This window comes from Flavobacterium sp. 270 (assembly GCF_004368785.1).
Classification (GTDB): domain Bacteria; phylum Bacteroidota; class Bacteroidia; order Flavobacteriales; family Flavobacteriaceae; genus Flavobacterium.
Map to the genome: position 1 here is coordinate 1,465,539 of NZ_SODM01000001.1, position 11,988 is coordinate 1,477,526.

At 34.0% G+C, this 11,988-nt stretch carries 14 protein-coding genes; 4 read left to right on the plus strand and 10 right to left on the minus strand.

What is annotated here, in order from left to right:
• Positions 1–57: 57 nt before the first annotated feature.
• Positions 58–447 (plus strand): GreA/GreB family elongation factor, encoded by a 390-nt coding sequence (locus EV144_RS06350; RefSeq protein ID WP_134147171.1) that lies wholly within the window; start codon positions 58–60, stop codon positions 445–447.
• A gap of 93 nt (positions 448–540) precedes the next feature.
• On the opposite strand, the gene EV144_RS06355 is transcribed toward EV144_RS06350, so the two are convergent.
• The 10 genes from EV144_RS06355 to EV144_RS06400 form a co-directional block, all read right to left on the minus strand.
• Positions 541–849: a c-type cytochrome gene (locus EV144_RS06355; protein ID WP_134147172.1), complete on the minus strand. Its 309-nt coding sequence runs from the start codon at positions 847–849 to the stop codon at positions 541–543.
• A gap of 94 nt (positions 850–943) precedes the next feature.
• On the minus strand, positions 944–1,876 hold the full coding sequence (locus EV144_RS06360; protein WP_134147173.1) for a peptidylprolyl isomerase: 933 nt from the start codon (positions 1,874–1,876) through the stop codon (positions 944–946).
• 68 nt (positions 1,877–1,944) lie between these two features.
• Positions 1,945–3,087, minus strand: a complete 1,143-nt coding sequence (locus EV144_RS06365; protein WP_243854627.1) for an MFS transporter — start codon at positions 3,085–3,087, stop codon at positions 1,945–1,947.
• A 153-nt stretch (positions 3,088–3,240) separates the two neighbouring features.
• Positions 3,241–3,579, minus strand: a complete 339-nt coding sequence (locus tag EV144_RS06370) for a cupin domain-containing protein (protein WP_134147176.1) — start codon at positions 3,577–3,579, stop codon at positions 3,241–3,243.
• Complete coding sequence (locus EV144_RS06375) at positions 3,579–4,124, minus strand: NADPH-dependent FMN reductase (protein WP_134147177.1); 546 nt, start codon at positions 4,122–4,124, stop codon at positions 3,579–3,581. The genes EV144_RS06370 and EV144_RS06375 overlap by 1 nt, the downstream gene beginning before the upstream one ends.
• 11 nt (positions 4,125–4,135) lie before the next feature.
• Positions 4,136–4,828 (minus strand): aspartate/glutamate racemase family protein, encoded by a 693-nt coding sequence (locus tag EV144_RS06380; protein WP_134147179.1) that lies wholly within the window; start codon positions 4,826–4,828, stop codon positions 4,136–4,138.
• Between the two features lie 47 nt (positions 4,829–4,875).
• Entirely contained in the window at positions 4,876–5,799 is a 924-nt protein-coding gene (locus EV144_RS06385; RefSeq protein ID WP_134147181.1) for a Zn-dependent protease, read from the minus strand.
• 12 nt (positions 5,800–5,811) lie between these two features.
• Entirely contained in the window at positions 5,812–6,684 is an 873-nt protein-coding gene (locus EV144_RS06390; protein WP_134147183.1) for a sugar phosphate isomerase/epimerase family protein, read from the minus strand.
• A gap of 36 nt (positions 6,685–6,720) precedes the next feature.
• On the minus strand, positions 6,721–7,185 hold the full coding sequence (locus EV144_RS06395; RefSeq protein ID WP_134147185.1) for a nuclear transport factor 2 family protein: 465 nt from the start codon (positions 7,183–7,185) through the stop codon (positions 6,721–6,723).
• Between the two features lie 110 nt (positions 7,186–7,295).
• Positions 7,296–7,658: a hypothetical protein gene (locus EV144_RS06400; RefSeq protein WP_134147186.1), complete on the minus strand. Its 363-nt coding sequence runs from the start codon at positions 7,656–7,658 to the stop codon at positions 7,296–7,298.
• Between the two features lie 247 nt (positions 7,659–7,905).
• On the opposite strand from EV144_RS06400, the gene trmD reads away from it, so the two are divergent.
• From trmD to EV144_RS06415, 3 genes are all read left to right on the plus strand, one after another.
• Positions 7,906–8,586 (plus strand): tRNA (guanosine(37)-N1)-methyltransferase TrmD, encoded by a 681-nt coding sequence (gene trmD, locus EV144_RS06405; protein ID WP_134147187.1) that lies wholly within the window; start codon positions 7,906–7,908, stop codon positions 8,584–8,586.
• Positions 8,587–9,016: 430 nt separating this feature from the next.
• Positions 9,017–9,367: a 50S ribosomal protein L19 gene (rplS, locus tag EV144_RS06410; RefSeq protein WP_134147189.1), complete on the plus strand. Its 351-nt coding sequence runs from the start codon at positions 9,017–9,019 to the stop codon at positions 9,365–9,367.
• A 277-nt stretch (positions 9,368–9,644) separates the two neighbouring features.
• On the plus strand, positions 9,645–11,867 hold the full coding sequence (locus EV144_RS06415; protein ID WP_134147190.1) for an NADP-dependent isocitrate dehydrogenase: 2,223 nt from the start codon (positions 9,645–9,647) through the stop codon (positions 11,865–11,867).
• The last annotated feature ends 121 nt before the right edge of the window (positions 11,868–11,988 follow it).

The following is an 11,988-nucleotide window of genomic DNA, read 5'->3' on the forward strand; positions in this document are numbered from 1 at the left end:
CCAAACTCAGCGCTGTAAAAACTCAAACAAGCATTAATATTTTAAATAATAACAATTATGAATACAGTAAAACCAATCCCTACATTTTCTTCGGGAGATTATAATCTTCTGAGGGAATTGATTTTGAAAAGTAAAAATTCAACAAACGCTAAAGAAGCCGGACTGCTTTCGCAAGAATTAGACCGTGCTGTAATTAGCAAAGAAGACATTCTTGATGATTCTATTATCCGAATAAATTCTAATATTACAATTGAAGATGTAAAAGCAGGAAAACAAATGAAAATTCAGATCGTACTTCCATCTGCCGCAAATGTAAAAGAAGGAAAAATTTCTATCCTCGCGCCTTTAAGTGTTGCTATTATAGGATTTAAAGAAAATGACGTTGTTGATTGGGAATTGCCTGCCGGAATAAAAACTTTAAAAGTAATTGCTGTGAGCAATTCATAACTTTTTTAAACACCTCCTTGTGACGGTGTTTTTTTATGCTTTATATAAAAAGAAAAAAGCATCCCGATCAAAGAATGCTTTTTCAAATATTTTTTATAATTGCGAATGAATATAATTCGTAATTGATGCAATCTGTGTATCATCAAGTTTCGCTTTTTTCTGCATGCGAACTAAGATTGGCGCCCATTCTTCTTTTGTAAATTTAGTAGGTTCAAACAATTTGTGGCATTTTGCACAATTGTTAGCATACAAATTTTGGCCTTCTGCCAATTCTGGTGTCAATGTTGCAGCTTTTGGTGTTGCTTCAGGAGTTGGTGTTGCTGCAACTGGAGCCGTTTTTTGAGTGCTGCAAGAAACTAGAAATAACGTTATTGCCGCTAGAGTAAAAATTTTTGATTTCATTAGCTTTGTTTTTGAATAGTAAATATAAAAAAATCCCATTCGTGTTACGAATGGGATTTTTCATTTTAAGATAATTTAGAACCTGTCTAATTACTTATTTTACTTCCATTAATTCAACATCAAAAATCAAAGTTGCGTTTGGCGGAATTACTCCTCCTGCACCTGCAGATCCGTAAGCTAAATGAGAAGGAATAACAAAACGAGCTTTGTCTCCAACTTGCAATAAAGCAATACCTTCGTCCCATCCTTCGATAACTTGTCCTTGACCTAATCTAAATTCAATTGGTTTTTTACGTGGGTAAGAAGAATCAAAAACTTTTCCAGTTTCCAAAGATCCTTCGTAGTGAACTGCTACAGTTTTTCCTGCTTCAGCTCTTTTACCATCACCTTTTTGAATCATTTTGTAACGTAAACCACTTTCTGTTTTATCAAAACCAGCAGCAAGTTGTTCCATTTTAGCTTCAGCAGCAGCTTTTTCATTCGCTTCACGTTTTGCACGAGAACCTTCAAAAGTTCTGAAAGCTTCGATAGCATTCCATTTCTGAGCTTCTTCACCTACTCTTACGATTTCTACAGACTCTAAAGCATCACCTTGAGCAACTGCATCAACGATATCTTGTCCTTCTACAACATGACCAAAAACAGTATGTTTTCCGTCTAACCAAGAAGTTGGTACGTGAGTGATGTAAAACTGAGATCCGTTTGTTCCTACACCAGAGTTAGCCATTGCTAAAATTCCCGGACGATCGTGTTTTAGAGTTGGGTGAAATTCATCATCAAATTTGTAACCAGGACCACCTGTTCCAGTTCCAGAAGGACAACCTCCCTGAATCATGAAATCAGGAATTACACGGTGAAATTTTAATCCGTCGTAATATTTATTTCCTTGAGGTTTGATTTTATTTTCTAAGTTTCCTTCTGCCAATCCTACAAAGTTACCTACTGTCCCTGGTGTTAATTCGTGCTCCAATTTTACTAAAATTGAACCTTTGCTAGTATTAAATTTAGCGTATATTCCGTTTTCCATTGTCGTATTTTTTAATTTGAATGCAAATTTACAAATTAATTTTTTATCAATTTGTGGTTTCTATTTTTTTAGTCCCGACGTTTCGGGATTGATTTAGATGTAAGTCCGTGAACTAATAATGATAATAAGGCCAAAACTGCGCCACCAATTGTAACAGCGTGCCATCCTCCCATTTTCCACAATAATAACCCATAAGCAGATCCGGCAGCAGTTCCTAAAAAGCTAAACGACATATATACTGTATTTAGTCTGTTTCTGGCTTCTGGCAGCAACGAATATACTCGGGTTTGGTTTGAAATATGAACGCCTTGAATTCCAACATCTATAAAAACAATTCCGATAATAATTCCGATTACATTTTCTGCCGAGAAATAGAATACAACAAAGCTAATAAACAACAACAAACAGCCGTAACCAACTGCTGCTCTTGAATTTCCTTTATCTCCTAATCTTCCAACCAATGGCGCGGCCAAAGCTCCGGAAGCACCCACAATTCCGAAAAGTCCGATTGTAGCACTGTTAAAATGAAACGGCGCATCGGAAAGCAATAAAACCATTGTGGTCCAGAAAGCTCCAAATTGTGCAAAAGAAAAAGAGTTTATTAAAGTAGCTTCACGCAAAACCGGCTGTGTTTTTATCAGCGTAAAAAGCGATTGCAATAATTGTCCGTACGTACCTTCAAACTGAGGTTTATTAGATGGAAATGTTCTCTGAATAATAAAGAATATTAAAAGACAAATTCCGGCAGCGATATAAAACATTGATCTCCAGCCTAAAATCTGACCAATAAGGCCGCTTAAGGTTCTGGAAAGTAAGATACCCACAAGTAAACCGCTCATGATTGTTCCTACTACTTTACCGCGTTCTTCCTGCGCACTCAAAGACGCAGCCAAAGGAAGAATAAGCTGTGGCACTATCGAAGTTATTCCGATAAGCAGAGAAGCTATTTGTAAAATTAAAAAACTTTTGGCTGTTGCTGCAATAAGTAAAGCAATTACAGAAGCAAAAGTGGTCATTAAAATTTGTTTTTTTCGCTCTATTTTATCACCAAGCGGCGCCATAAAAAACAAACCAAGCGCATAACCTGCTTGTGTGAGATACGTTATCGTTCCGGCATTGGCTTCTGGAATTTTAAATTCGTTGGCGATTAATACAATTAGAGGCTGGCAGTAATAAAGGTTTGCAACTATAAGTCCAGTGCAAACTGCCATAAATAAGACATTCGTTTTGGATAAATTCATTTTGCAAAAATACTATCTATATTTAAAAGATCAGTGTAATCCGCGTTGAAATTTAAAACACGGATTACACTGATTTTTTTCTTTTTTTTATTGAAATTGATATTGTCATTGACATTTAAAATACTATTTCAAAAAATCTTCTCGCATTGGACTGAATACATCGGTAAGCATTCCAGTTTCCAGACAAACTACACCGTGAATTGCATGTGGCGGAATATAAAAACTATCTCCTTCTTTTAAAGTCTGAGTAACACCACTTATGGTTACATCAAATTTACCGCTTGCTACATATGTTACCTGCGAATGATAATGTTCGTGCAAAACGCCAATGCCTCCTTTTTCAAAATGAACATTTACGAGCATTACTTTATCATCAAAAGCCAGAATTTTGCGTTTAATCCCTTCGCCTACAACTTCCCACTCTATTTCGTCTCCTTTTATAAATTCTTTGCTTGTCTGCATTATTTCTTGTTTTTAATTTGATTTTCAAAATTACTAATAAATTCCAGAACGTTTTTCAACGTTTTTTCATCAATAATATTTCCCTGATCGTCTAGCTTTCCTCTTATCCCCTGAATTAAAAGTTCTGTTTCGTCTGTAAATTTAGCTTCGATAGTTTTCATAATTAAGCTTAATTGTTCCTGTCCTTTTTCTCCAGATGCAGAAGCAGTTATTAAACCTACATTTTTATTTGAAAAAACGGTTTTAGAAACGCACCATTCTAAGGCGTTTTTTAAACTTCCCGGCAGACTGAACACATATTCGGGCGTGCAGATTATAACTCCAATTGCATTTTCGATTTTATCTCTTAAAATATTTACCGTTTCCGGAGGATTTTCAGTATCTAAATCAGGATTGAAGTGCGGAATAGTTTCTAAATCTTCAAAAATTTCAACTTCAAAATCTTTATTGATATGTTCCGAAATAAATTTCAGGATTTTAAAATTACTCGAGTTTTTCCTAGTGCTTCCAGAAATGGCGAGGATTTTTTTCTTTTGATTGTTCATTTCAATTTTAATTATGAAACTGCAAAGTTTACCGCAGCTTCAGAATGTATTTTTGTCGTATCAAAAACAGGAACCGAAACGTCTTCCTGACTAATTAACATCGGAATTTCGGTACAGCCCAAAATAATTCCTTCGGCACCATTTTCGATTAATTTTTCAATGATATTCAGATACGCTCTTTTGGTTTGTTCTTTAATTATACCGCGGCCTAATTCTTCTTTTAAAGTCTGTTGAATAAAATCACGTTCGTCTTGCAGAAAAGGAACAATAGCTTCAATGTTATTTTCTGCTAGCTTTTTGAAATAAAAATCCATTTCCATTGTGAATTTTGTTCCCAGCAAACCTACTTTTTTCAACCCTTTTTTATTGATTGCATCTGCAGTTGCGGTTGCCACGTGTATAATAGGAAGATGAATTTCTTTTTCTAATCGATCTGAAACTGCATGTGCTGTATTGGCACATAAAACTATGGCATCGGCGCCGCTTTTTTCTAAGCTTTTGCAGGCATTTAGAAGTAATTCAAAAGTTGCGTCCCAATCGCCGTTGGTATTATTTCGCTGAAAATCATCAAAATTTAGAGAATAAATAATACACTCAGCAAAATTAAGTCCGCCCAGTTTTTCGTTAATTCCTTCGTTTATAAATCGGTAATAATCAATTGTCGAAACCCAGCTGATACCGCCAACAAGTCCTAATTTTTTCATATTCTGTTTCTCTAATTGAGTGTTTATTATGGTTTAAGTTTATTTTTTTATTGAATGCTTTTAAGGTCTTTTTCCATTAATTGCAATTCATCTTTCAAATTATTTCTTTGAAAAAATGCAGCAAGTTCAGTAAGCCTTTTATTGTTATCGTAGTTTATTCCTGAATTTAATTTTCTTTGGCAGACAGAACATAATCGAATCACTTTTGTATCTGTTTCTACCAAACTATTTGTTCCGTTCATGGCGCAGTTTACTTCAACACAATGATGCAGACCAAACATATGTCCGATTTCGTGTGAGCAGATTTTTAGCAGTCGGGACAGGCACAGGTTAAAATTCTCTTCGGTTAATTTTCCATCCTGCAATCTATAAATAGAACTTACACCTATTTTTTGACTATAAGATGCTAATCCGAAAACGTAATTCCATTCGGGTTTAGGATATAAATCTACTTCCGTCAATCCCATTAAAGCAATTCTTTTTTCTGGTTTTTCTTCTTTTAGAATGTCATCCAAAATATATCCTGCTAAAAATTGTTCGTGACCTTCAGTACTAATTCTTCTGGCATTATTAGGAATAATATCATTTGAAGCTTTTTCTGCAATTTTGGTTTCCAATTGAAAAAAGATCGCCAAATATTCTCTAAGTAATTTTATTTGTTTCTTTTGCAAATCGGTAAAATTACCAATTGGTTTTACATAAATAATATTAGAATCTTTGGTTGGAACAATATGTTTTGAATTCATGAATTGCTCAAAACTCTGCCCTTTTTCTTTATGCATATCCAGCCATTGGCCTGCAGTTGGTTTACCTAGCGCAACATCATTATTTTTTACAGCCTTAAAATAAGGAGCTTCTATATAGACTACTTTTTCTTTACGAGGTTGTTTCTTAAGAGGCTGCTTGTCTTCTTTTTTAGAAGAATGACAAGAATAAAAAAGTACGATTGCTAAAAGAAAAAGTTTCCTCATAAATGGTTTTGTTTAGATTAAATTCTTCGAAATAAAATCACAGCTTGTTTTTATAGATTCAATAGCATTTTGAGCAAAATTATTTTCCTGTTCCACAAAAATGTGCTGCATTCCCGATAGTTTTGCTTCTTTAAAAATAGGTTTAAAATCTATAGTGCCTGAACCAATTTCTGTGTTTAAGGTTCGTTTTAATTTGTCCATATCTTTTATGTGCCACATTTTAAAACGGCCCGGATTTTCTTTAAACAATCGCAGCGGATCATTTCCGGAAAATACTACCCAATACAAATCCAATTCAAAAAAGACTAAATCCTTATGAGTTTCTTTGAGCAAAATTTCATATCCAGTAACGCCGTCATGTTTTAAAAACTCAAAATCATGATTATGATACGCTAATTTTAAACCTGCATCTTTACATAATTGTGCGGCTTGATTTAATCTTGAAGCAATTGTTTTATAATCCTGAATGTTTTTTCTTAAAGGCTCATCTACCCACGGAATTGTAAAATATTCATTTTTTAAAATCTTTGCGGCTTCAATTGCTGCCATTAATTCTGTTGTATTTCCATCAGCGAGAAAACTTCCCGAATTATAATGTCCGCTTATCGCTTTCAGGTTATTATTATCTAATATTTTTTTCAGTTCAGACGGAGTCAAACCCCAAAACTGATCTTTGATAGAAAAACCATAAGTTTCGACAGTGGTATATCCCGCCGCCGCTACTTTTTCTAAAACTCCTTTTACATTTTTAGGAAGTTCTTCTCTTAAGGTGTACAATTGTAACCCAATTTCTTTTTTATTCATAGTAAAGGCTAATGATGGTAAAGTTAAAACAGCGACAGCTGCCAAACTGCTATTTTTTATAAAGGTTCGTCTGCTAGTCATTGTGTGGTTTTGAAAGTTTATAAAGTAAATCTAACTTTATTTATGAGATTCTGAATCATCAAAATTATCAAAATAAGTAAAATCTTTGGTGATTTTTCCTTTTTCAATGGTGAAGATGGTGCAAATAGGAAGTTTAAATTTTGTGCTGTCTTTTGCAGTTCCAGTCGAAACAAATTCTACAATAATATGTTTTTCGTCTGACGGATAGATATTTACAATTTCATCATGCAAATCTGGAAAAATAGCATTTAGTGCCGTGTATTTATCAATGGTCTGTTTTCTGGTTTGGGTAATCATTTCTTTTCCGAAAGAAGGATCTTTAAAATCAGATATCGGAGCGTACATAGCGGCCAGCTCTTTCCATTGATGATTGTTGAAGTATTCAAAGTATTGTTTTACTATTTTTTCTTTTGCCGTGGGATCAAGATTCGGGTCTTTTGGCTCTTTGTTACAGGAAGCAAATAGTATTAAAGATAAGAATGCTAAAAATGTTGTTTTCATTACAATTCGTTTTTAGATTATCGAAAGTATTTCGACAGCTAAATTTAGTAAAAAAACAGTAATCAAAAAAAGGCCGAATTTTATTTGTTTAATAAAATTCGGCCTTTTTCTTATTTTGCACTTATGGAATTTTTTCCTAGTAAATCGACTGCGTTAATCTGCTGGGGCGGAAATACTTGTTTTTCTTTTCTCAGAGAAGCTATTTTTCCTTCCTTATTTACATATACATAGGTATAATTCCAATAATTGGAATCGCTTGATTCAGAACTACTATGACGGTTATTATTCGCATAAACCTGATCGGCATATATTAATATCTCGCCGCTTTTTTCATCATCTAAAGTGCGAATCGCTGGTCCCCAGTTTTTGATGAAATTCTGTTTTGTTTTTCCAACCCAATTTTCAGAGGAATTTTGTGTAGTTGAGCAGGATAAGCCCATTAATATGACGGTTAATAAAAGTATTTTTTTCATGATGAATACAATTAGGGGTGAATCTTTTTAATTTTACATTAAAAGTAAATCATTTTTTACAAAAAAATCATACTTCTTTCTTTATCAATATGTTAATAATGAGAATTATGTAACATAATCCGAAAATTGTATAAACTTTTGGTTCGGTTAAAATGAAAATTCTTTTGAACCTGATTCTCATTTTGCAAAATTTTAAGTTCTCAACTATTACTTTGTATCTTTGCGCCAGAACTATTGAAGAAAAAAAATGCGAATTGACATTATAACGATTTTGCCAGAATTATTAAGAAGTCCGTTTGAGGCTTCGATTATGAAACGTGCTATAGACAAAGGTTTGGTCGAAGTTCATTTTCATAATTTGAGAGATTATACAACAAACAGACAAAAAAGTGTAGATGATTATCCGTTTGGCGGTGGTGCCGGAATGGTTATGACGGTACAGCCAATAGATGACTGCATAACGCATCTAAAAAGTCAACGCGAATACGACGAGATTATATATATGTCTCCTGATGGAGAAACTTTGAACCAAAAAATGGCTAACAAAATGTCGATGTATGAAAACATTATCATTTTGTGCGGTCATTATAAAGGTGTAGATCAAAGAGTTCGTGATCATTTTATTACTAAAGAAATTTCGATTGGCGATTACGTTTTATCTGGCGGAGAATTAGGCGCTTTGGTTTTGTCTGATGCTTTAATTCGATTAATTCCAGGCGTTTTAAGTGACGAAACTTCGGCATTGACAGATAGTTTTCAGGATAATTTACTTTCTGGACCTATATATACACGTCCAGCAGATTATAAAGGATGGAAAGTTCCTGAAATTCTTACCAGCGGTCATTTTGCCAAAATTGACAAATGGAGAGAAGATATGGCGTACGAACATACAAAGAATAGAAGACCTGATTTATTAGAAGGGAATTAAATTTGTTTCAGGTTTCAAGTTTCAGGTTTCAAGTTTCAAGTTTTAGGTTTCAAGTTTGAAATACTGGATGATTTAACCGCAAAGCTCGTTAAGGTTTATTATTAAAGCCTTTTAAAAACACAAAGTTCACAAAGCTGAACTTATCTCGCTTTGTGAACTTTGCGAAAACCCTTGCAAACTTTGCGGTTAAACAGACAAACTAAATCGAACTGCATTTCAAACTTGAAACTTGAAACCTAAAACTTGAAACCTAAAACTTGAAACCTGAAACAATTTTAAACCTCATAAAATCAGTCAATTAAAAAATAGAAATTTGAAATTTATTTTGTTTGGAATTTTATTTTTTTTACCTACATTTGCACCCGAATTAGACTAACCTCTGGCGAGATCCGTGAATGTTGCTCTATATAAAAACCATAATTAAATTATCATGGCAGATTTATTAAAATTCGTTCAAACCGAATTAGTTGCTAAAAAAGATTTCCCTGTTTTCGGAGCTGGAGATACTATCACAGTTTTCTACGAAATTAAAGAGGGTGAAAAAACAAGAACTCAGTTTTTTAAAGGAGTTGTTATTCAAAGAAGAGGTTCTGGTAACACAGAAACTTTTACTATTCGTAAAATGTCTGGAGCTATTGGAGTTGAGCGTATCTTCCCAGTAAACTTACCAGCTTTACAAAAAATTGAAATCAACAAAAAAGGAGCTGTTCGTAGAGCTAGAATTTTCTACTTCAGAGAACTTACTGGTAAAAAAGCTAAGATTAAAGATAAAAGAAGATAATCATTTATCTCTTTGTTATAAAAAACTCGTTTCATATCAATTGAAACGAGTTTTTTTTTGTGCTTATTTTTCAAACTAATAAAACTGTAATTTTTTAATATTAAAATCGTCAATTTGACAATTATTTGAGCTCGAAATAACAATCTGTTAATTTGAGTTTTTCTAAATAAAACTCAACCGTTTTCGCTGCTATTTTATTATATTTGCTCCGCTCGTTTTGAGCCGAATACACCTTTACATCGCTGTATCTTGCGATACGACAATAAAAAAAAAAGAAATGACACAGAATTCAAAAATTTATTACACCTTAACTGATGAGGCGCCATTATTAGCGACTTATTCTTTTTTACCAATTGTTCAGGCATTTACTGCTACTGCAGGTATTGCAATTGAAACTAGAGACATTTCGTTAGCAGGTAGAATTTTATCTAATTTCCCTGAAGTCCTGACAGATGCTCAAAAAACTGGCGATGCATTGGCTGAACTTGGTCAATTGGCTACACAACCAGAAGCCAACATCATCAAATTACCAAACATTTCTGCTTCAGTACCGCAATTAAAAGCTGCAATTGCTGAATTACAATCTCACGGTTATAAAATACCTAATTATCCTGAAGAGCCTCAAAACGATGCTGAAAAGGAAATTAAAGCAAAATATGCTAAAGTTTTAGGTTCTGCTGTAAATCCTGTTTTACGTGAAGGAAATTCTGACCGTAGAGCGCCAAGAGCGGTAAAAAACTTTGCAAAAGCAAATCCACACTCTATGGGTGCTTGGTCTGCTGACTCAAAAACTAAAGTAGCTTCTATGTCAAATGGTGATTTCTACGGAAGCGAAAAATCACTTACTGTTGCAGAAGCTAATGATGTAAAAATCGAATTCGTTGGAAAAGACGGCACAACAACTGTTCTTAAAGCAAGTACTCCGCTAAAAGCAGGAGAAATTATTGATAGTTCAGTTTTAAGTGTAATTAAATTAAAAGCTTTTACTGCTGATGCAATAGCTGAAGCTAAAGCGGCAGGTGTTTTACTTTCTGTTCACTTAAAAGCTACAATGATGAAAGTTTCAGATCCAATTATCTTTGGCGCTATCGTTGAAGTTTACTTTGCTGATGTTTTCAAAAAATACGAAACTTTATTTGCTGCATTAAACATCGATACCAGAAATGGTTTAGGTGATATTTATGCTAAAATTGCAGGAAAACCTGAGCAGGCAGAAGTAGAAGCTGCTATTGATCAGGCAATCGCAAACGGACCTGCATTGGCAATGGTAAATTCTGATAAAGGAATTACAAACTTACACGTTCCGTCTGACGTTATTGTTGATGCATCTATGCCGGCAATGATTCGTACTTCTGGACAGATGTATAATAAAGAAGGAAAACAACAAGATACAATTGCAATTATTCCAGACCGTTCTTACGCTGGAATTTATACTGCAACAATCGATTTCTGTAAAAAACATGGTGCTTTTGATCCTAAAACAATGGGAAGTGTTCCTAACGTTGGATTAATGGCTCAAAAAGCAGAAGAATACGGATCTCACGACAAAACTTTCCAAATGAAAGGCGACGGTGTTGTACGTGTTGTTGATAATAAAGGAACTGTTTTAATGGAGCAAAACGTTGAAACTAATGACATTTTCAGAATGTGTCAGGCAAAAGACGCTCCTATTCAGGACTGGGTTAAATTGGCTGTAAACAGAGCTCGTTTATCTGATACTCCTGCTGTTTTTTGGTTAGACGAAAACAGAGCACACGATAGAGAATTGATTGCTAAAGTTGAAAAATACCTTAAAGATTACAATACTGTAAACCTTGATATTCGTATTTTAAATCCTGTTGCTGCAACAGAATTTACTTTAGACAGAATCATCAAAGGTTTAGATACTATTTCTGTAACAGGAAACGTTTTACGTGATTACTTAACAGATTTATTCCCAATTTTAGAATTAGGAACTTCTGCAAAAATGTTATCTATCGTTCCATTAATGAATGGTGGTGGATTGTTTGAAACTGGTGCTGGAGGTTCTGCTCCAAAACACGTTGAACAATTTACAGAAGAAGGATACTTACGTTGGGATTCTCTTGGAGAATTTTTAGCGCTTGGTGCTTCTTTAGAGCATTTAGGACAAACTTTAGACAATTCTAAAGCGATTGTTTTATCTGAAACTTTAGATCAGGCAAACGATAAATTCCTTGCAAACGATAAATCTCCAGCTCGTAAAGTTGGACAAATCGATAACCGTGGTTCTCACTTTTATTTAGCTTTCTACTGGGCTCAGGCTTTGGCTGCTCAAACTAAAGATGCTGAATTAAAAGCGATCTTCACTCCAATTGCTGCTGAATTTGAAGCTAACGAAGCTAAAATTGATGCTGAATTAATTGGTGCACAAGGAAAACCACAAACTCTTGGCGGTTACTACCAGCCAACTCCAGAGTTAGTAAGTAAAGCAATGCGTCCTAGTGAAACATTCAACGCTATTATCGCTCAGATAAAATAGTAAATATTACATTTACTTTATAATACTAAAAGACAGCTTAATCGGCTGTCTTTTTTTATCTTAACTAATGTTTAACAAACGTCGCGCAGTTATATTTAGTAAGAATTCTTAACTATGTAAA

Excerpts from the sequence above, each read along its gene's own strand:
- trmD (WP_134147187.1), top strand. The coding sequence starts at position 7,906 with ATGCGAATTGACATTATAACGATTTTGCCAGAATTATTAAGAAGTCCG.
- EV144_RS06385 (WP_134147181.1), bottom strand. The coding sequence starts at position 5,799 with ATGAGGAAACTTTTTCTTTTAGCAATCGTACTTTTTTATTCTTGTCAT.
- EV144_RS06370 (WP_134147176.1), bottom strand. The coding sequence starts at position 3,579 with ATGCAGACAAGCAAAGAATTTATAAAAGGAGACGAAATAGAGTGGGAA.
- EV144_RS06380 (WP_134147179.1), bottom strand. The coding sequence starts at position 4,828 with ATGAAAAAATTAGGACTTGTTGGCGGTATCAGCTGGGTTTCGACAATT.
- rplS (WP_134147189.1), top strand. The coding sequence starts at position 9,017 with ATGGCAGATTTATTAAAATTCGTTCAAACCGAATTAGTTGCTAAAAAA.
- EV144_RS06395 (WP_134147185.1), bottom strand. The coding sequence starts at position 7,185 with ATGAAAACAACATTTTTAGCATTCTTATCTTTAATACTATTTGCTTCC.
- EV144_RS06390 (WP_134147183.1), bottom strand. The coding sequence starts at position 6,684 with ATGACTAGCAGACGAACCTTTATAAAAAATAGCAGTTTGGCAGCTGTC.
- EV144_RS06365 (WP_243854627.1), bottom strand. The coding sequence starts at position 3,087 with ATGGCAGTTTGCACTGGACTTATAGTTGCAAACCTTTATTACTGCCAG.
- EV144_RS06400 (WP_134147186.1), bottom strand. The coding sequence starts at position 7,658 with ATGAAAAAAATACTTTTATTAACCGTCATATTAATGGGCTTATCCTGC.
- EV144_RS06375 (WP_134147177.1), bottom strand. The coding sequence starts at position 4,124 with ATGAACAATCAAAAGAAAAAAATCCTCGCCATTTCTGGAAGCACTAGG.
- EV144_RS06355 (WP_134147172.1), bottom strand. The coding sequence starts at position 849 with ATGAAATCAAAAATTTTTACTCTAGCGGCAATAACGTTATTTCTAGTT.
- EV144_RS06415 (WP_134147190.1), top strand. The coding sequence starts at position 9,645 with ATGACACAGAATTCAAAAATTTATTACACCTTAACTGATGAGGCGCCA.
- EV144_RS06350 (WP_134147171.1), top strand. The coding sequence starts at position 58 with ATGAATACAGTAAAACCAATCCCTACATTTTCTTCGGGAGATTATAAT.
- EV144_RS06360 (WP_134147173.1), bottom strand. The coding sequence starts at position 1,876 with ATGGAAAACGGAATATACGCTAAATTTAATACTAGCAAAGGTTCAATT.